This is a genomic window from Enterobacter genomosp. O (assembly GCF_001022965.1).
Lineage (GTDB): Bacteria > Pseudomonadota > Gammaproteobacteria > Enterobacterales > Enterobacteriaceae > Enterobacter > Enterobacter cloacae_L.
The window spans coordinates 166,191-185,642 of record NZ_LECZ01000021.1; the positions used below are offsets into that span (position 1 = coordinate 166,191).

The window sequence follows — 19,452 nt, forward strand, 5'->3', positions numbered from 1 at the left end:
AAAACGGTAACCACGTTACCGTTTTTAGGGTTTGTACCCTCTCCCTGTGGGAGAGGGCCAGGGTGAGGGCATCAGGCCGCACTTCTCCAAAACTAAAAAACCGGGAAATCCCCGGTTTTTTTACGCCTGAAAATCGCTTACTGCTGCGCCGCCGGGCCGCAGCCACCGATGATCTTCGAAATAGAGATCGCCGGGTGCAGCAGGTAATCGTAGCTGCAGTTATTTTTGGTGTTTTGAACGTGACCGGTGCAGGCCGTCAGAGTGGATAACAGACCGACCAGAACGGCGGCTTTTGCCAGTTTGAACATACGCATTCCTTGTCTTAAAAACGAAAATTGGATGTAACTCAAGGGAATAAAGGGAAAATTTCCACTTCGGGGCGGTATGTTATCGACAGCGGTAAGAGGGGAGTAGTCCGCTTAAGGACTACTCCGGAAAGGAAGAGTATGCGTTAGTGATTCGAGAACCAGTTGAGTTTATCGCGCAGTTCGACCACGCGCCCAACCACAATCAGCGCCGGGCTTTCGACCTGCTGCGCCAGTTCGCCTAGCTGCGTTAGCACCCCATCCACCACGCGCTGCGTAATGGCGGTACCGTTTTCTATCAGCGCGACGGGCATATCTGCCTCCATGCCGTGCTCCAGCAGCTTTGCCTGGATCGTGGCGGCCTGGTTCAGCCCCATGTAGAACACCAGCGTCTGCTTTTCGGCTGCTAGGTTATGCCAGTCCAGCTCGCTGCCGGTCTTCAGGTGGCCCGTCACCAGGCGCACGCTCTGGGCGTAATCCCGGTGGGTCAGCGGAATGCCAGAGTAAGCTGAGCAGCCGGATGCCGCAGTAATGCCTGGCACCACGGAGAAGGGAATACCCGCGTTACACAGAGTTTCCAGCTCTTCACCCCCGCGACCAAAGATAAACGGATCGCCCCCTTTCAGACGCACCACGCGTTTGCCCTTTTGCGCCTCGCGCAGCAGGATCTGGTTAATCTCTTCCTGCGGAACGCAGTGGTAGCCCGCGCGTTTGCCGACGAAGACGCGGTCGGCGTCGCGACGCACCAGGTTCATGATGTCATCAGAGACCAGACGATCGTAAACCACAATATCCGCCTGCTGGATCTGCTGTAGCCCTTTCAGCGTTAGCAAGCCCGCATCGCCAGGACCTGCGCCCACCAGCACCACTTCGCCGCGATGGTCCAGCGGTTCAGAGAATAGCTGCGCCGTTGTCTCTTCAACCGCTTTGCTGTCCTGATTCGCCAGCGACTGCGCCAGCCTGTCGTTCACGAAGAATTTTTCCCAGAAGCGTCGACGCTCGCCAACGGTCGCGAAGGTTTGCTTCACGCGGGAACGCAGTTGCCCCGCGTAGTGGGCAATCTGACCGAGGTGCTGTGGCAATACGGCTTCCAGCTTTTCCCGCAGCAGGCGCGCCAGAACGGGTGAGCGACCACCGGACGACACCGCGATCATCAGCGGCGAACGGTCGATAATCGACGGCATGATGAAGCTGGCCTCTTTCGGCGCATCCACCACGTTGCAGAAGATACGGCGCGCTTCGCAGGCGTCGCTGACGCGCTGGTTCACTGCATCGTCATCCGTCGCGGCGATGGTCAGCCAGCAGGTATCCAGCAGGGATTCATTAAACTCCCCCTGCTCCAGCGTAAGCATCCCTTCCTGCGCCCAGACGTCAAACTGGGGGGAGAAGGCAATGGCGTTGACGGTCAGTCGGGCGCCAGCCTCTAACAGCAGGCGTGCTTTGCGCTCGGCCACGTCGCCGCCGCCCACAAGCAGGCAGTCGCGGTGGCGTAATTGACAAAAAATCGGCAGGTGATCCACGACATTACCTCGCAGCATTCATGGAGGGGGTAAGAATTGACGTCAGGATAACAGCAGGAATCGTACAGAACATACGGTTTTTCCTGCCGTTACCCATAAGGGGTCATAAGCTTTTCATATTGAAAAGGCGAGGGAATTAGCCTTTCAGCTGCACCTTGCCGTCCTTCACGCGGGCGTCGTAGTGCTTCACTGAGAAGCTTTCATCTTCCATGCAGTGCCCGTCGGTCAGGCGGAAACGCTGCTTTTTCAACGGACTGGCGACCCAGAGCTCACCCTGATGTTCCGCAATCAGTCCACGGGAGAGCACGCTGGCCTCGAAGAACGGGTCGATATTGCTGATGGCAAAGACCTGTTCATCGTGGCGAGGGCGGAAAATCGCAACCTGCTCGCTGCCCAGCAGCGCGCACACGCCGGTTGCGGGGATAATGTCGTTAATATCGCAAATGTTTATCCACTGGCTCATGCGTTTTCCTCCACCAGCGTGACCGGAATACGTTCATACGGCGTTGCGGGACGATGTTGTTCACGCTCTGGCACAACCTGTACGTTCGGGTCGCGCTGGGTGCTGTTGATAAAGTGTTTGAAGCGGGTCTGTGCCGCCGGGCTATTGACGGTTTCAGTCCACTCGCAGATAACCGCCGCGCGCAGGCGAGCCATCTCGGCTTCCAGATGTTCGTTCAGGCCCAGCTTATCGTCGATGATGACCGACTTCAGGTAGTCGATACCGCCTTCCAGGTTATCGAGCCAGGAGGCCGTACGTGTCAGCTTATCGGCGGTACGAATGTAGAACATCATGAAGCGGTCGAGATACTGAATCAGCGTGTCGTGGTCGAGATCCGCGGCCAGCAGGTCCGCATGGCGTGGCTTCATCCCGCCGTTGCCGCAGACGTAAAGGTTCCAGCCTTTCTCGGTGGCGATGATCCCCACGTCTTTACCCTGCGCTTCCGCACATTCACGGGTACATCCGGAGACGCCGAACTTCATTTTGTGTGGCGTACGGATGCCTTTGTAGCGGTTTTCCAGCTCCACGCCGAAGCCCACGCTGTCGCCGACGCCGTAGCGGCACCAGGTGCTGCCCACGCAGGTTTTCGCCATACGCAGCGCTTTGGCATACGCGTGGCCGGTTTCGAAGCCGGCTTCAATCAGCTGACGCCAGATTTCCGGCAGGTCGTCTTTCTGCGCGCCAAACAGGCCGATGCGCTGGGAACCGGTAATTTTGGTGTACAGGTTAAATTCACGTGCAATGCGGCCCACCGCGACCAGCCCTTCCGGCGTAATTTCGCCACCGGCAGAGCGTGGAATAACGGAGTAGGTGCCGTCTTTCTGAATGTTTGCCAGGAAGTTGTCGTTGGTATCCTGTAACGGCGTGTGTTCCGGTTTGAGCACGTACTCATTCCAGCAGGAGGCCAGCAGTGACCCGACGGTCGGTTTACACACTTCGCAGCCGTAGCCCTGGCCGTGTTTCGCCAGCAGTTCGTCGAAGGACTTAATGCCTTCCACGCGGATCAGGTGGTACAGCTCCTGGCGAGAGTAAGCAAAGTGCTCGCACAGGTTGTTGTTCACTTCGATACCCTGTTTCGTCAACTCGGCGTTCAGCACCTGAGTGACCAGAGGAATACAGCCGCCGCAGCCGGTACCGGCTTTGGTTTCCGCTTTCAGCGCCGCCACGGTGTGGCAGCCTTTGTTGATGGCTGAAATCAGCATGCCTTTGGTGACGTCGAAGCAGGAGCAGATCTGCGCGCTGTCCGGCAGTTTATCCACGCCGATAGAGGGCTTACCGCTGGAGGCGTGCGCCGGCAGGATCAGCGCATCCGGGTTCTCCGGCAGTTCGATGGCGTTCAGCACCAGCTGCAGCAGGTTACCGTAATCGCTGGTGTCGCCCACCAGCACCGCGCCGAGCAGGGTTTTGTTGTCCTTGCTGACGATCAGGCGTTTGTAGACCTCTTTGCTTTCATCGAGATAAACGTAGCTACGAGCGCCAGGCGTGCGGCCATGCGCATCGCCAATACCGCCGACGTCGACGCCCAGCAGCTTCAGCTTGGCGCTCAGGTCTGCGCCTTCGAAGGCGTTTTCGGTGCCGAGGATATGGTCCACGGCAACCTGCGCCATTTTGTAACCTGGCGCTACCAGACCATACACGCGGTTGTTCCAGCTGGCGCATTCGCCAATCGCGTAGATATCCGGGTCTGAGGTCTGGCAGGTATCGTTAATCATGATCCCGCCGCGCTGGGCGACGGCCAGACCGCACTGGGTCGCCAGCTTGTCGCGCGGGCGAATACCGGTGGAGAAGACGATGAAGTCGACTTCCAGCTCGCTGCCGTCGGCAAAGCGCATGGTTTTACGCGCCTCGGTGCCTTCCTGGACGATCTCTTTGGTGTTTTTGCTGGTGTGAACCTTCACGCCCATGCTTTCGATTTTACGGCGTAGCTGGTCACCACCCATGTGGTCCAGCTGTTCGGCCATCAGCATTGGGGCAAATTCGATGACGTGGGTTTCAACGCCGAGGTTTTTCAGCGCGCCCGCGGCTTCGAGGCCCAGCAGGCCGCCGCCGACCACCGCACCGCGACGGCTTCGACGGGCGCAGGACTCAATGGCGTTGAGATCTTCAATGGTACGATAAACGAAGCAATCCTGAGTTTCTGAGCCTTTAATCGGTGGGATCCACGGATAGGAGCCCGTCGCCATAATCAGCTTGTCGTAAAAAACCGTACGGCCGGCGCTGGAGTGGATCACTTTTTCCTGACGGTTGATGGTGATAGCGCGTTCGCCCACCAGCACTTTTACGCCATGCTTCTCGTAGAAACCTTCGCGCACCAGAGAGAGCTCTTCGGCGGTATGATGGGAGAAGTAGGAAGACAAGTGCACACGGTCGTACGCCTTGCGGGGTTCTTCACAGAACACGGTAATATCGAACTGCTCAGCATCGGCTTTATCGAGAAGATCCTCAATAAAGCGGTGGCCGACCATGCCGTTACCGATGATAGCGAGTCTGACTTTGCTCATTATTGCCTCGATTTCTTTTCTATTACTGCCTACCTTAACGATTCAGCAGGGGCGCTTATTGATGCAAATCAAATACGTCTTCGCCTACCCCTTAGGTGGTATGCACCTGATTTGTCAGGATTTTTATAAGTGGCGGAAATCGCAGGCTTTTCGTGTTCGTTGAATTTGTGTACAAATCAGGGGCGGTTTTGCAAAAATCGATACGCCTGAATATCAGCTGCGTTTTTTAGGGGAAAGGTATGTCTACAACACCGTTATGGCTTGTTCAGAATGTTCGTTTACCGGGTCGGGAAGGGCTGTGGCAGCTTGCCATTGAGAACGGGCGATTTGGTGACATCACCCCAATGGACGATACCCATGCCGAAAGTTATGAAGTACTGAATGCGCGCGGTGGGCTGGCTATTCCCCCGTTCATCGAGCCGCATATCCATCTTGATACCACCCAGACGGCGGGCGAGCCGAACTGGAACCAGTCCGGAACGCTGTTTGAGGGCATTGAGCGCTGGGCCGAGCGCAAGGCGCTGCTCAGCCATGACGATGTGAAAGCGCGCGCCTGGAAAACGCTAAAGTGGCAGATCGCCAACGGCATTCAGTTTGTCCGCACCCACGTGGATGTCTCCGACCCGACGCTCACCGCCCTGAAGGCGATGCTGGAGGTGAAGCAGGAGGTTGCGCCGTGGGTGACGCTGCAAATCGTCGCGTTCCCGCAGGAGGGCATTCTCTCTTACCCGAACGGCGCGGCGCTGCTGGAAGAAGCGTTAAAACTGGGGGCTGACGTGGTGGGGGCGATCCCACACTTCGAGTTCACCCGCGAGTACGGCGTGCAGTCGCTGCATATCGCTTTTGACCTGGCGAAGAAATATGACCGTCCGCTGGATATCCACTGCGATGAAATTGACGACGAACAGTCGCGGTTTGTCGAGACGGTGGCGACGCTAGCATATGAAGCAGGCATCGGTCCGCGCGTGACGGCCAGCCATACTACCGCCATGCACTCCTACAACGGCGCGTACACCTCGAGGCTTTTCCGCCTGCTGAAGATGTCGGGGATAAACTTCGTCGCTAACCCGCTGGTCAACATCCACCTGCAGGGGCGCTTTGACGACTATCCGAAGCGTCGCGGCATCACCCGGGTGAAAGAGCTGCAGGAAGCGGGCATTAACGTCTGCTTCGGGCATGACGATGTGTTTGATCCGTGGTACCCGCTCGGTACCGGCAACATGCTGCAGGTGCTGCATATGGGGCTGCACGTCTGCCAGATGATGGGGTATCCGCAAATCGACAGCGGCCTGAATCTGATAACCCATAACAGCGCCCGGACCTTCGGCCTGAGCGATTACGGCATTGAAACGGGAAACCCGGCGAATCTGATTATTCTGCCTGCGGAGAGCGGGTTTGAAGCGGTGCGCTGCCAGGTGCCGGTGCGCTGGTCCATTCGACAGGGGCGCGTGATTGCCACCACGCAGCTGGCGCAGACCTGGATCCAGATGGATATCGGAGGAGAAGAGGTGAGCTTTGCCAGAAACAGCCCCTCTGCCGAGCGCAAAGGGGCGTAGGGTTTAGTGAGACGCCGCTGCCGCGTTGTGCTGGCGGTGGCGAGTCACGAAGCCCAGAACGAGGCACATGATAAACACCACGGCATACAGACCGTTCGCGGTGTGCAGCGCCGCCAGCGGACCGCTGTGGGCGACGATTGGGCCCGTGACCACGAAGGTCAGCATGGTGCCGATGGTGCCGCAGGTCAGGACGAAGTTAACCAGCTTCGGCGAGGCCACTTTGGTCTGCAGAGAACCCAGGGTGATGATCGAGGTGTAGATCGCGCTGGAGAAGAAGCCCAGGGTCAGAATGAACCACGGCATATGCTCCGGAGAACCGTTGATGAACAGATACATCAGCACGGTCGCCAGACCTGCCAGCACGGTCAGAATGCGCTGCAGGTCGAAGAAGCGCAGGATGAAGCTAAACGCCCACATGCCGAACATGTAAGACATCCAGAAATCACTCACCAGCTTACCCGCGTCGTTCAGGCTCATGCCCAGGCCTTTCGCGTATTCCGGTACCCAGGAGATAAAGCCCAGCTGGCCCAGGATGTAGCACAGGGCGGCAATGGAGAGGAACAGCACGCCGATACCCCATTTCTCTTTCGCGACGGGTTCTGCGGTAGCCTGCGCTTTTTTGCCCAGCACCGGGAACTCACAGCCGAAGGTCAGAATAAAGATTGCCACGTAGACCAGGCCGATGCAGGCGTAGACCCAGTACCACTCAATGCTGCGGGCCAGCAGAACGGCGGCGACCATCGGGAAAATCATTCCGGCCATGCTGAAGAAAGAGTCGGTAAACAGCAGGCGCGCGCCGCGCTGACGGCCTTCATACATATGGGTAATCAGAAAGGTCCCGATCGACATGGTGATACCGCTGACCAGACCGAGCACGAACATGGCGGCGGAGAACAGGGCGATGCTGTGGCTCAGCATCAGTCCCGCCACGGCGGCGAGCATCAGCACAAAACCAAAACGCAGCTGCGTTTTCAGCGGCACGATTTCCATCAGCCAGGCATTCAGGAAGATGGAGATCAGAATCCCCGCGTTGAGGAAGGTGAAGGTGTTACTCATGCTGGAAACGGGCAGCTGGAAGTAGTCTGCGATATTTCCCATCACCATCCCGGTGACGATCACCAACGCGCCGGTCAGGGCGTAGGAGAAGAAGCTGATCCATGTGAGCTTGATGCGATTGCTGTTAGTCATGTCTGGCCTGTTCAAAAAAAGAAAAGCGCCCATCGGGCGCTGAGAGCGGGCAGATTTTAGACATTAAAGTGATCTATTCATATCTTTTAAGAGAAATTAGAACTTCATTGCAGGTTTTTATGTGATCAAGGTCACATAAAAAGCCGCTAATACCAATCGTTTGCGTGGTTACAACTGTTTCAATTTCGTAAAATTAGGTAAAAGGCTGGTCTCCGTTCATACTGCTCTTTAGAATCAAGCCATTCGCTTTTTATACTGCGCTTTGTTAAGGAATTCTCATGCTCAAATCAACACTGGCGGCTGTCGCAGCTGTGTTTGCTCTTTCTGCCGTTTCCCCTGCTGCGCTGGCAGCAAAAGGGGACCCTCACGTTCTGCTGACCACCTCCGCCGGGAACATTGAGCTGGAACTGAATAGCCAGAAAGCTCCGGTTTCTGTGAAAAACTTCCTCGACTATGTGAACAGTGGTTTCTACAACAACACCACTTTCCACCGCGTGATCCCGGGCTTTATGATTCAGGGCGGCGGCTTCAACGAGCAGATGCAGCAGAAACAGCCGAACCCGCCTATTAAAAACGAAGCGGACAACGGCCTGCTGAACAAGCGCGGGACCATTTCTATGGCGCGTACGGCGGATAAAGACAGCGCGACCAGTCAGTTCTTCCTCAACGTGGCCGATAACGCCTTCCTGGATCACGGTCAGCGTGATTTCGGTTATGCCGTTTTCGGTAAAATTGTGAAAGGAATGGATGTGGCCGATAAGATTTCTCAGGTGCCTACCCATGACGTCGGCCCGTACCAGAATGTGCCGTCAAAACCAGTGGTTATCCTCTCTGCGAAAGTGCTGCCGTAATCTTCTTAAATACGGGCGATCCTCGCCCGTATGATTTAGCCCTCCCTGCGAAAGCGCGTTTTGCTGCTTATACTTGTGGCAAACGGACTATTCAGGGAGGCGTTAAGTGAAAAAACTCACCGATAAGCAAAAATCCCGTCTCTGGGAGCAGCAGCGTAACGTCAATCTTCAGGCCAGTTGTCTCCTTGAAAAAGGTAATGGTCCCTCAGAACCCCATATTGAGACGCTGGAGCTTGGGCCTCCCGCGCCCGGGTTACCCCATCTGTGCCTTATTCATCGACACCTCTATCGCAGTGAGATGAAGCAGGCAGGCGAGTTCCGTACCGACGATATTTTTAAGGGCGATATTCCGTTCTGCCATTTCGAATACATCGAGAAGATGGGTAATGAGCTGATGGCGGCGCTGGAAAGTGAGAAGTATTTAGTTGGCCTTCAGAAAGCGGCGTTTGTTGACAGAATTAGCCACTATTACTGTGAAATCAATATGCTGCATCCCTTTATGCGCGGCAATGGTATTGCCCAACGCGTTTTCTTCGAGCAACTGGCCATTCATGCGGATTACGCCCTGGACTGGCGCGATATCGATCCCGAACAGTGGGTCGCCGCTAACCGAAGCGGCGCAACGGGAGATTTAACCGCGCTGAGCGCGATCTTTGCCAAAGTAGTGAGCGAAGCGCGGGAATCTGAGTAGAATAGGGCGGCATTTTTTTCGGGAGCCGCCATGATTCTGCTGATTGATAACTACGATTCCTTCACCTGGAACCTTTACCAGTATTTTTGTGAACTGGGTGCAGAGGTGGTTGTCCGCCGCAACGACGAGATCGATCTCGCCGATATTGAGACGCTGGCTCCGCAGAAAATCGTGATTTCACCCGGGCCGTGTACGCCGTCGGAGTCGGGCATTTCTCTGGATGTCATCCGGCATTATGCCGGCAAGCTGCCGATCCTGGGCGTCTGCCTCGGCCATCAGGCGATTGCCCAGGCGTTCGGTGCCACCATCGTGCGTGCCGCGAAAGTGATGCACGGCAAAACCTCTCCGGTCACTCACGCCGGTACCGGGGTATTCACGGGGCTTAATAATCCTTTAACCGTGACGCGCTACCATTCGCTGGTGATTGACCCACCGACGCTGCCCGACTGCTTTGACGTGACGGCCTGGAGCGAGTCGCAGGAGATCATGGGGATTCGTCACCGCGAATGGGATCTCGAAGGCGTGCAGTTCCACCCGGAAAGCATCCTCAGCGAACAGGGGCACGCGCTGCTGGCAAATTTCCTTAATCGCTGAATATCTGTTGCCTTGCTGTGATTTTTTATGCATATTTTGTGATTATATTTTCACAATCAATGTGACATAAAATGGATGGGCATGACATGGCAACTGAACAACCAGCAATTACCCGCGCGACATTCGATGAAGTGATTCTGCCGATTTATGCACCGGCTGAGTTTATCCCGGTTAAGGGGAAAGGCAGCCGCGTCTGGGATCAGCAGGGTAAAGAGTACGTGGATTTCGCGGGCGGGATTGCGGTAACGGCGCTCGGTCATTGCCATCCTGCGCTGGTGGACGCGCTGAAAAGTCAGGGCGAAACCCTGTGGCACACTAGCAACGTGTTTACCAACGAACCGGCGCTGCGCCTTGGCCGCAAGATCATTGATGCCACGTTTGCCGAGCGCGTGCTGTTTATGAACTCCGGCACCGAAGCCAACGAAACCGCCTTCAAGCTGGCGCGCTACTATGCCACCACGCGCCACAGTCCGTACAAAACCAAAATTATCGCTTTCCACAATGCCTTCCACGGGCGCTCCTTCTTTACCGTCTCCGTTGGTGGTCAGCCGAAGTATTCCGACGGTTTTGGCCCGAAACCGGCCGACATCGTCCACGTGCCGTTTAACGATCTGCATGCGGTGAAAGCGGTGATGGACGATCACACCTGCGCGGTGGTGGTGGAACCTATTCAGGGCGAAGGCGGCGTGACGGCGGCCACGCCGGAATTCCTGAAAGGGCTGCGCGAACTGTGCGACGAGCATCAGGCGCTGCTGGTCTTTGATGAAGTTCAGTGCGGAATGGGCCGTACCGGGGATCTGTTTGCCTACATGCACTACGGCGTGACGCCGGATATTCTGACCAGCGCCAAAGCGCTCGGCGGCGGCTTCCCGGTGAGTGCAGTATTGACGACCCAGGATATCGCCTCCGCGTTCCACGTGGGCTCGCACGGTTCCACCTACGGCGGCAACCCGCTGGCGAGCGCCGTGGCGGGTGCCGCGTTTGATATTATCAACACGCCTGAGGTGTTGAACGGCGTGAATGCGAAGCGCGAGCTGTTCGTAAAACACCTGCAAAAGATTGACGACCAGTTCGACGTGTTCAGCGAGATCCGTGGGATGGGGCTGCTGATTGGTGCCGAGCTGAAGCCGCAGTACAAAGGCCGCGCGCGCGATTTCCTGCACGCCGCCGCCCACGAAGGGGTGATGGTACTGAACGCGGGTCCGGACGTGATGCGTTTTGCGCCGTCGCTGGTGGTGGAAGACAAAGACATTGAAGACGGGTTAACCCGCTTTGCCGCTGCGGTCGCGAAGATCGTAAAAGGTTAATACGCCGTCCGCTTCAGCCTGCGGGTGAGCCAAATCCCGTGATGTGGACGCTGACGCCATGCCACCGACGAAATGGTGTGCATGGTGTTCAGATGCCCCAGAATGCGCTGCAAATGCTGCTCCAGGGTGCTCATTGGCCCGTGGGTTAACGTCTCCGGCGCTTCCAGAATGTTCGAATCTCCTGACTCGCCCGGCGAGTCATATTCCAGGCGCTGCTGACAGCGCTGCAGCGCAATTTCACACGACTGCAGGTAGCGCTGCGCCAGGTCTGGCGTCAGCATCGTGTGTTCGCGCGCCAGCGTTGTCATGGCGTTAATATGCTCGACGATAAACTGGCTGTGCGTCACCCAGAGCTTCATATCCGCCAGATAGTGCGAGTTAAAGCCCGGCTCCTGCATCGCCTGGTTGAGCGAGTTAAACAGGGCGTTGTGCGCCTGGTTGACCTTCATGCGCTGATAGGCCAGCGGGGAGGGCTGCGGGTCGTCGCTCAGGATCAATCGAATGGCCTGCTGGTCGGCCTCCAGCGCGTCGTGGGCGTTCTGCCTGAGCAGCCCGCTTTGCCACTGCGGCCACAGCCAGACCATGCCGCCAAAGGCAATCAGGCAGCCGATGAGGGTATCAATCAGCCTGGCGATAATAAACTGTTCGCCATTGAGCGTGAGCAGCTGCAGGGTATACACCGCCGTCACCGTAAAGCCCACCATCGCCCAGCCGTAGTTTTTGCGGATAATCAGGTAGCTCACCAGCGTAATCGCCAGCATGCCAGCCAGGGTATAGCCTTCCGGCACGTGGAAGTGCAGCGTCACGCCCGCAATAATCAGCCCGGCCATCGTTCCGCCTGCCCGGTGCAGAATACGCACCCGCGTGGCGCCGTAGCCGTTCTGGGTGACAAACAGCACGGTCATTAAGATCCAGTAGGGTTTCGGCAGATGCAGCGCCATGCCCATCAGGCTGGCGGTACTGAGCATAACGCTAATCCTGGCAGCGTTGCGCAGGGCGGATGATTTAAGAGACAGATAGCTTCTGAGCGCGGGCAATAACGGCAGCCGCTTTTGCTTATCCGCCATCAGATCGCGTGGATAAAGCGGGCGCTGCGTGCGCAGCACGCGGGCGATGCGGCTGAAGTGCCAGGCGGCAAACTGGCCAACCGGGTTATCCGGATGCTGGCGGGCGATTTTCTCCAGCGCGCCGAGCTGTTTTTCCATGTTAAAGCGCGTGGGGTAGCGGTGGTAGAGAATATCGTCAGCCAGGACCCGCAGACGTGCCGACACGGTCTGCGCGTTCCAGCGGATCACCGCTTCGGCGTGGCTGCGCTCGACCAGCTTTTGCACCTCCTGCGGATGGTGAAGGCTAACGGAGATATGTTCCTGCAGGTCCAGCCCGACCTGGAAGGTGCGAAGCAGTCGTTTGTATTCGTGGTTCTTGTTGGCGGCGAGCATGTGCAGCTGCTGGTAGCACTGGCTTATCAGATCCACCACCTTTTGCTGGCGCGTCAGCAGCGGCGGCAAGGATTTTTCCGGATCGGTATGCTGGGTGAGTAGGGTGTATTTGGCTTCACAGTACTCCGCCAGCTGCACATAGAGCAGGCTCAGGGATTCGCGCAGCGGTTGTTCGCGCCACAGCCAGAACCAGAACCAGTTGAACAGCCCGTACCACAGTGTCCCCAGGGCGTAGATCAGCAGCGGCTCCCACACCGGCATATTCCCGGCGAGGCTCAGCGTGAAAATGGCTGCAATCAATGAGGCGGGAAGCAGGCGGGCGTGCAGCGAGCTGATTTCGGCGGTGACGCCGAGGGTCATAGCCAGCACGGTCAGGATCAGCGGCAGCGGGATGTCACGGGCAAGCAGAAGCTGTACGGCGAGGCTACAGCCTGCGAACAGGCAGCCGCCAATAGTCAGGCGTTTGAAAAAGCGCTTATGCGGCGTGTCCAGACCGGCGATGTTGCAGCAGGCGGGCACGAGAGAAAACAGCAGACCTTGCTGAAGATGTCCGAGGATCAGGCCCACGGCCACGGGAAGACACAACACCAGCGTTTGTCGCAGTGCGTAGTTAACTTCGGGGTGATAGATCAGCCTGCGCCACATGGGGAGAAGAGACAAAAACGGCGTGACACCCTGGGGTGACACGCCGTTTAAGCGGAATTAACGCGTTCCGTAGACCACGATGGTTTTACCGTGGGCGGAGATCAGGTTTTGATCTTCCAGCATTTTCAGGATACGGCCCACTGTCTCACGGGAACAACCGACGATCTGACCAATTTCCTGACGGGTAATTTTAATTTGCATGCCGTCCGGGTGGGTCATTGCGTCTGGCTGTTTCGCCAGGTTCAGCAGCGTTTGTGCAATACGGCCAGTCACGTCCAGGAAGGCGAGGTTACCCACTTTCTCTGAGGTGACCTGCAGACGGCGCGCCATCTGGGAAGAAAGACGCATCAGGATGTCAGGGTTAACCTGAATCAGCTGACGGAACTTCTTGTAAGAAATTTCAGCCACTTCACATGCTGTCTTTGCACGAACCCAGGCGCTACGTTCCTGGCCCTCTTCAAACAGGCCCAGTTCACCGATGAAATCGCCCTGGTTCAGATAAGAAAGGATCATCTCTTTCCCTTCTTCATCTTTGATCAGCACTGCCACCGAGCCTTTAACGATGTAATACAACGTTTCCGCTTTTTCACCCTGGTGAATCAGCGTGCTCTTCGATGGGTACTTATGAATGTGGCAATGAGACAAGAACCATTCGAGAGTCGGGTCTGTTTGCGGTTTGCCAAGCACCATGCGCTGTTATCCTCTGTTATAAGCTGTCACCAGAGTCATCAGATGCATCCGGACTCTGGGGTTGCAATCGAATTCTTACCCATACCCTGGGAAGTCGGCTACCGTAACGTTTCGCAGCCAGTAAAGTTTGATGTCCTCTGCATACACGTGTAACGTCAATGTATTACTGTAGCATCCTGAGTGTTTTAGCATAGCTTTCGCCGCGTGTCTCCTGGTGTCTCGCTTCAGCATGATGCAGGTCGCCTTCCATTGCGAGAAATGTAACGCACGCGTAATCTGTCACCAAAAATGCAACGTTGGAGTTCAAAAATATGCAAGCGCGCGTGAAGTGGGTTGAAGGTTTAACGTTCCTGGGCGAGTCCGCGTCAGGACACCAGATTTTGATGGATGGTAACTCCGGCGATAAAGCGCCAAGCCCAATGGAAATGGTGCTGATGGCGGCAGGCGGATGCAGCGCGATTGACGTGGTGTCGATTCTGCAAAAAGGCCGTCATGACGTGACGGATTGCGAGGTCAAACTCACCTCAGAACGTCGTGAAGAGGCGCCACGCCTGTTCACCCACATTAATCTGCACTTTGTTGTCACCGGTAAAGCGCTGAAAGACGCGGCGGTCTCACGCGCGGTGGACCTGTCTGCGGAGAAGTACTGCTCTGTGGCGTTAATGCTGGAGAAAGCGGTAAAAATTACCCATTCTTATGAAGTGATCGAGGCGTGATTGATGGGGCATCGTGCGTGTTGATGCCCTCACCCTAACCCTCTCCCACAGGGAGAGGGAATATGACTATGCGATCTGCTTCCCTTCCATCAGCCGCTCCACCAGCGGCGTCATGATAAGCTCCATTGCCAGTCCCATTTTTCCGCCCGGCACCACCAATGTATTCATGTGCGAAATAAACGAGCCCTGCAGCATCGCCAGCAGCCAGGGGTAATCGATGCCTTCAAGATTGCGGAAATGGATCACCACAAAGCTCTCATCCAGAGAAGGGATCGTTTTGGCGGCAAACGGGTTGGAGGTGTCCACCGTCGGCACGCGCTGGAAGTTAATGTGCGTGCGGGAGAATTGCGGCGTTAAGTAATTGATGTAGTCTTCCATTGAGCGAACGACGGAATCCATCACCGCCTCGCGCGAGTGGCCGCGCTCGCTCATGTCACGCGTCAGCTTCTGGATCCACTCCAGGTTAACGATAGGGACCACCCCGACCAGCAGATCCACGTGGCGCGCCACGTCGTGCTGGGGCGTGACCACGCCGCCGTGTAACCCTTCGTAGAACAGCACGTCGGTGGGTTCCGGCAGCGGCTGCCAGGGGGTAAAGGTGCCCGGTACCTGGTTCCAGGGCACGGCTTCGTCGTAAGTGTGCAGATACTTACGGGACTGCCCTGTGCCGCTCAGGCCATATTCGTGGAAGGTTTGCTCCAGCAGGCCGAAGTCATTGGCTTCCGGGCCGAAGTAGCTGATGTGTTTACCCAGATCGCGCGCCTTACGGATGGCCATGTCCATCTCCGGGCGCGTGTAGCGGTGAAAGCTGTCGCCTTCGACCTCCGCCGCACGGAGATTCAGCTGGGCGAAAATCTTGCGAAAGGCGAGGCTGGTGGTGGTGGTTCCCGCACCACTCGACCCCGTAACGGCAATAACCGGATGTCTGGCAGACATAGCAACTCCCTGACTGAAATGGATGGAAGATCAGCCGTGAAACGCGTTGCGGGGCATGATATTAACCGTCTCATGCAGTTCTGACCACACCAGCACCACGTCGCCGCTTTTCAGCTGGCGCTTTACATCGTTGACCTTTTGCTCAAGCGAGCGTTCTTGTTCACCATAATCGGTGCCTTCGCGTAATACAAAGCTTTCAATCAGATTATCGAGCGTTTCGGGAGCCAGATCCTGCCAGGGAATAATCATTTTGCACCGTCCAGATAAGGGGTTAGCCAGTCAGGAATACGCGTCTCAAGCCACATTTTCGGGCGGCGCAGCGTGCCGCCGATAAACCCAACGTGGCCACCGTGCTCCGTCAACTGATAGTGAACGTTGTCGGGCAGGAATTCCTGAGCGGGGATCGAGTGATGATCCATAAAAGGGTCATCTTTGGCATGAATGATAAGCGTCGGCTGCGTGATCTTGCTGAGCAGCGGCATGGCGCTGCACTGACGATAGTAGTCAATCGCATCGGCAAAGCCGTGAATTTTCGCGGTGATCAGATCGTCAAATTCGCGAATACGACGCACCTTTTTCAGTTGGCGCAGGCTCACCGGAAGGGTATCAGGATAGGCCTTCAGCTTACGCGCCGCGTTGGCTTTCAGCAGGTTGAGCAGGTAGCGCTGATAGACCCGGGAAAAGCCTTTCTCCATGTGGTAGCTGCACTGCTCCAGCATAAACGGCGCGGAGACAATCACTGCGGCATCCAGCGGTACGCTTTCGCCCTCTTTCGCCAGCAGGCAGGCCAGCATATTTCCGCCCAGCGAGTAGCCCACGGCAGCGGTGGGTACGGTGCCAAAGTTTTCCCGCAGCCAGTGTAAAAACCACGTTCCGTCTTCGGTTTCACCCGAGTGATAGATGCGTTTCTGACGATTGGGTTCGCCGCTGCAGCCGCGAAAATGCATCACCACGCCGAGCCAGCCGCGCGCTTTTGCCGCCTCAATTAACCCATGCGCATAAGGGCTGTGCAGGCTGCCTTCCAGGCCGTGAAAGACCACCAGGCGCGGCTTATGGCGGGCCTGCTCCGGCGCTTCGCTCCAGGCGAGATCCAGAAAGTCACCGTCTGGCAGGTCAAGTCGCTGCCAGTGCGGGGTGAACTGAACCTTGCGGCGGATCAGTCGCGGCAGCATGGTCTGCAAATGGCGATTGGCGACGCCGCGCATAGGCACGAACTCAGTACTGTCTTCGGCTGCAATGTCGAAGTCTGATGGAATGATTTGGGTCATAAGCGCGATGCTGATTCTTGTCGGAAATTAACGATACTTTCCGAATTGTACCCCGTTTAGCCTGGTTTTCCGAAACATGAACTGATCCCGATCACAAATATTTACCTTGATTATTACTCTCAGGCTAATGATTTGGCTCTACGCTTAATTGATGCCTTTCTCACCAGAGCGCACACTTTACTCAACGTTAAGCAAATCAAAATGATTAGCTGAATCAGGAGGTTAATAATGTTATCTGGGCAAACACCCACCCGGCAATGGAACACCCGACGCAGCGAAAAAGCGCGTCGTCTGGCGTCCGTACCGGTGCAGGGCAAGGTACTGCCAACCGGCGATCTTGTCGCCATGCTGGAAAAACTGATCGCGCCTGGCGACAAGGTCGTTCTGGAAGGTAACAACCAGAAGCAGGCGGATTTCCTTTCCCGCTCGCTTGCCGAAGTGAACCCGCAAATTGTCCACGACCTGCATATGATCATGCCGAGCGTCGGCCGCAGCGAGCATCTGGATATCTTTGAGAAAGGCATCGCCCGCAAGCTGGATTTCTCCTTCTCCGGGACGCAGAGCCTGCGAATCTCCCAGCTGCTGGAGGATGGTCAGCTCGAAATCGGCGCGATTCATACTTATATCGAGCTCTATTCACGCCTCTACGTCGACCTCTCGCCAAACGTGGCGCTGATCGCCGGCTTTAAAGCCGACCGCAAAGGCAACCTCTACACCGGGGCGAGCACCGAAGATACCCCGGCGCTGGTGGAGGCCGCAGCGTTCCACGACGGGATTGTCATTGCCCAGGTGAACGAGCTGGTGGATGACGAGTGTGACCTGCCGCGCGTCGATATTCCGGGCTCCTGGATCGACTTCGTTGTGGTTGCCGATAAGCCGTTCTTTATCGAACCGCTGTTTACCCGCGACCCGCGTCTGATTAAACAGGAACACATCCTGATGGCCATGATGGCCATCAAAGGCATTTACGCGGAACATCAGGTGCAGTCCCTGAACCACGGGATCGGCTTTAACACCGCGGCTATCGAGCTGCTGCTGCCTACCTACGGCGAACAGCTCGGCCTGAAGGGCAAAATCTGTAAGCACTGGACGCTGAACCCGCATCCGACGCTGATCCCCGCCATTGAAAGCGGCTGGGTCGAAAGCGTGCACTGTTTCGGCGGCGAGCTGGGGATGGAAGAGTATATTCGCGCCCGTCCTGACGTGTTCTTTACCGGTGCCGACGGCTCCATGCGCTCTAACCGCGCGTTCTGCCAGCTGGCAGGCCAGTACGCGGTGGATATGTTTATCGGCTCTACGCTGCAGGTTGATGGATACGCCAACTCCTCAACGGTGACCCGCGGCCGTCTTTCCGGCTTCGGCGGTGCGCCAAACATGGGCCACGACCCGCACGGTCGTCGTCACGCCACGCCGGCCTGGCTGAACATGATCACCGAGCCTGACCCGATGCAGCGCGGTAAAAAACTGGTCGTCCAGATGGTGGAAACTTTCCAGGCGGGCGTGAAGCCAACCTTCGTGGAAAAACTTGATGCCGTTGACGTGGCGAAAGCCTCCGGTATGCCGCTGGCGCCGGTGATGATCTACGGCGATGACGTGACCCACGTGCTGACGGAAGAGGGGATCGCTTACCTCTACCGGGCGAAAGATCTGGAAGAGCGCCGTGCCATGGTTGCGGCCGTCGCCGGTATCACCGATATCGGTCTGGGCGTGGATGCCAAACGCGTGGCGGAACTGCGTCAGAGCGGCAAAGTGGTCTACCCGGAAGATATGGGGATCCGCCGCACCGACGCCACCCGCTCTCTGCTGGCGGCAGGCAGCGTGTCAGACCTCGTGGAATGGTCCGGCGGTCTCTACAACCCACCTGCGAAATTCCGGAGCTGGTAATGAAACTTCTGCCCCAGATTCAGGTTGAAGGCGGTGCCGAATGGCTGGCGCGAACCGCCACGCAGTGTCTGATTGACGAAGCACGTTTAAGCCCGAAACCCGGTCTGGTGGACAGTCGGGGGAACGGCGCGCACCACGATTTATCCCTTGCGCTGATGGAGCGCTCCGCGCACAGCCTGACCCCCACGTTTCAGGCGCTGGCGCAGCAAAGCTGGCAGCGTCCGGCAGATATTGCGCTCAGGCAAACCGTCGGGCGGCTCGGCCGCGAAGGCGAGCAGCAGATGATGGCCGCAACCGAGGGCGTAAACACCCATCGCGGCGCGATTTGGGCGCTGGGATTGCTGGTCAGCGCGGTGGCGATGCTGGGCGGTGATGCCCGTGCGCAAGACGTCGCCCGCACCGCCGCGCAGCTGGCAAAACTGCCGGACGATGCGGCGCCGAAGGTGTTCAGTAAAGGCCTGCGCGCCACGCACCGCTACCGCGTGCCGGGCGCCCGCGAAGAGGCTCAGCAGGCATTCCCGCACGTTATGCAGCGCGCGCTGCCGCAGCTTCGCCTCAGCCGCCTGAACGGCAGCAGTGAAGCACAGGCCAGGCTCGACGCGCTGATGGCCATCATGACGTCGCTCACCGATACCTGCGTGCTGTCGCGCGCCGGCATGGAGGGGCTGGACGCCATGCAGCACGGTGCCCGTGCGGTCCTGAATGCGGGAGGCTGTGCCACCCTTGCGGGCCAGCAGGCGCTGGCGAACTTAGACCGTCAGATGCTGGCGCTTAACGCGTCACCGGGCGGTGCCGCCGACCTGCTTGCCGCCACGCTGTTTCTTGACCGCGTCGAATCGCCTTATTCAAAGCATTAAGA

The 19,452-nt window shown here is 57.2% G+C and carries 18 protein-coding genes; 8 read left to right on the plus strand and 10 right to left on the minus strand.

Going from position 1 to position 19,452, the window contains the following annotated elements:
- Nucleotides 1-137 precede the first annotated feature (137 nt).
- The 4 genes from ABR39_RS03260 to nirB form a co-directional block, all read right to left on the minus strand.
- The gene (locus ABR39_RS03260) at nt 138-308 is read right to left on the minus strand and encodes a YhfL family protein (protein WP_008503029.1); all 171 of its coding nucleotides are present in this window, start codon (nt 306-308) and stop codon (nt 138-140) included.
- A gap of 143 nt (nt 309-451) precedes the next feature.
- Complete coding sequence (gene cysG / locus ABR39_RS03265) at nt 452-1,825, minus strand: siroheme synthase CysG (RefSeq protein WP_047345754.1); 1,374 nt, start codon at nt 1,823-1,825, stop codon at nt 452-454.
- A gap of 136 nt (nt 1,826-1,961) precedes the next feature.
- On the minus strand, nt 1,962-2,288 hold the full coding sequence (gene nirD / locus ABR39_RS03270) for a nitrite reductase small subunit NirD (RefSeq protein WP_047345755.1): 327 nt from the start codon (nt 2,286-2,288) through the stop codon (nt 1,962-1,964).
- A complete protein-coding gene (gene nirB / locus ABR39_RS03275; protein ID WP_047345756.1) occupies nt 2,285-4,828 on the minus strand; it encodes a nitrite reductase large subunit NirB in 2,544 nt (847 codons plus the stop codon). The genes nirD and nirB overlap by 4 nt, the downstream gene beginning before the upstream one ends.
- Before the next feature lie 239 nt (nt 4,829-5,067).
- On the opposite strand from nirB, the gene ABR39_RS03280 reads away from it, so the two are divergent.
- Nucleotides 5,068-6,384: a cytosine deaminase gene (locus ABR39_RS03280; protein WP_047345757.1), complete on the plus strand. Its 1,317-nt coding sequence runs from the start codon at nt 5,068-5,070 to the stop codon at nt 6,382-6,384.
- A 3-nt stretch (nt 6,385-6,387) separates the two neighbouring features.
- Here ABR39_RS03280 and tsgA read toward each other — a convergent pair whose 3' ends face one another.
- Nucleotides 6,388-7,572 (minus strand): MFS transporter TsgA, encoded by a 1,185-nt coding sequence (gene tsgA, locus ABR39_RS03285; protein ID WP_047345758.1) that lies wholly within the window; start codon nt 7,570-7,572, stop codon nt 6,388-6,390.
- 278 nt (nt 7,573-7,850) lie between these two features.
- Here tsgA and ppiA point away from each other — a divergent pair, with 278 nt between their 5' ends.
- The 4 genes from ppiA (at nt 7,851) to argD (ending at nt 11,015) form a co-directional block, all read left to right on the plus strand.
- On the plus strand, nt 7,851-8,423 hold the full coding sequence (gene ppiA, locus ABR39_RS03290) for a peptidylprolyl isomerase A (RefSeq protein WP_014885514.1): 573 nt from the start codon (nt 7,851-7,853) through the stop codon (nt 8,421-8,423).
- Between the two features lie 106 nt (nt 8,424-8,529).
- Nucleotides 8,530-9,114 (plus strand): putative adenosine monophosphate-protein transferase Fic, encoded by a 585-nt coding sequence (locus tag ABR39_RS03295; RefSeq protein ID WP_047345759.1) that lies wholly within the window; start codon nt 8,530-8,532, stop codon nt 9,112-9,114.
- A 30-nt stretch (nt 9,115-9,144) separates the two neighbouring features.
- Entirely contained in the window at nt 9,145-9,708 is a 564-nt protein-coding gene (pabA, locus tag ABR39_RS03300) for an aminodeoxychorismate synthase component 2 (RefSeq protein WP_047345760.1), read from the plus strand.
- Nucleotides 9,709-9,794: 86 nt separating this feature from the next.
- Nucleotides 9,795-11,015 (plus strand): bifunctional acetylornithine/succinyldiaminopimelate transaminase, encoded by a 1,221-nt coding sequence (gene argD / locus ABR39_RS03305; protein WP_205626265.1) that lies wholly within the window; start codon nt 9,795-9,797, stop codon nt 11,013-11,015.
- Here argD and ABR39_RS03310 read toward each other — a convergent pair.
- Both ABR39_RS03310 and crp read right to left on the minus strand, forming a co-directional pair.
- Nucleotides 11,012-13,099 (minus strand): YccS/YhfK family putative transporter, encoded by a 2,088-nt coding sequence (locus ABR39_RS03310; protein WP_047345762.1) that lies wholly within the window; start codon nt 13,097-13,099, stop codon nt 11,012-11,014. The two genes, argD and ABR39_RS03310, sit on opposite strands and share 4 nt — an antisense overlap.
- 57 nt (nt 13,100-13,156) lie before the next feature.
- Nucleotides 13,157-13,789: a cAMP-activated global transcriptional regulator CRP gene (gene crp / locus ABR39_RS03315; RefSeq protein WP_000242758.1), complete on the minus strand. Its 633-nt coding sequence runs from the start codon at nt 13,787-13,789 to the stop codon at nt 13,157-13,159.
- A gap of 311 nt (nt 13,790-14,100) precedes the next feature.
- Between crp and ABR39_RS03320 the strand changes: the two genes are divergently transcribed.
- On the plus strand, nt 14,101-14,505 hold the full coding sequence (locus tag ABR39_RS03320) for an OsmC family protein (RefSeq protein ID WP_014885509.1): 405 nt from the start codon (nt 14,101-14,103) through the stop codon (nt 14,503-14,505).
- Between the two features lie 66 nt (nt 14,506-14,571).
- On the opposite strand, the gene ABR39_RS03325 is transcribed toward ABR39_RS03320, so the two are convergent.
- From ABR39_RS03325 to ABR39_RS03335, 3 genes are read right to left on the minus strand one after another with little or no spacing between them, the layout of a single operon-like run.
- The gene (locus ABR39_RS03325) at nt 14,572-15,441 is read right to left on the minus strand and encodes a phosphoribulokinase (protein ID WP_047345763.1); all 870 of its coding nucleotides are present in this window, start codon (nt 15,439-15,441) and stop codon (nt 14,572-14,574) included.
- A 30-nt stretch (nt 15,442-15,471) separates the two neighbouring features.
- Nucleotides 15,472-15,690 carry a YheU family protein gene (locus tag ABR39_RS03330; RefSeq protein WP_008503016.1) on the minus strand — a complete coding sequence of 73 codons (219 nt, stop codon included), beginning with the start codon at nt 15,688-15,690 and terminating at the stop codon, nt 15,472-15,474.
- Complete coding sequence (locus ABR39_RS03335) at nt 15,687-16,709, minus strand: hydrolase (RefSeq protein ID WP_047345764.1); 1,023 nt, start codon at nt 16,707-16,709, stop codon at nt 15,687-15,689. The genes ABR39_RS03330 and ABR39_RS03335 overlap by 4 nt, the downstream gene beginning before the upstream one ends.
- Before the next feature lie 228 nt (nt 16,710-16,937).
- Here ABR39_RS03335 and mdcA point away from each other — a divergent pair, with 228 nt between their 5' ends.
- On the plus strand, nt 16,938-18,593 hold the full coding sequence (mdcA, locus tag ABR39_RS03340) for a malonate decarboxylase subunit alpha (protein ID WP_039024078.1): 1,656 nt from the start codon (nt 16,938-16,940) through the stop codon (nt 18,591-18,593).
- A complete protein-coding gene (locus ABR39_RS03345; RefSeq protein WP_047345765.1) occupies nt 18,593-19,450 on the plus strand; it encodes a triphosphoribosyl-dephospho-CoA synthase in 858 nt (285 codons plus the stop codon). The genes mdcA and ABR39_RS03345 overlap by 1 nt, the downstream gene beginning before the upstream one ends.
- Nucleotides 19,451-19,452 lie beyond the last annotated feature (2 nt).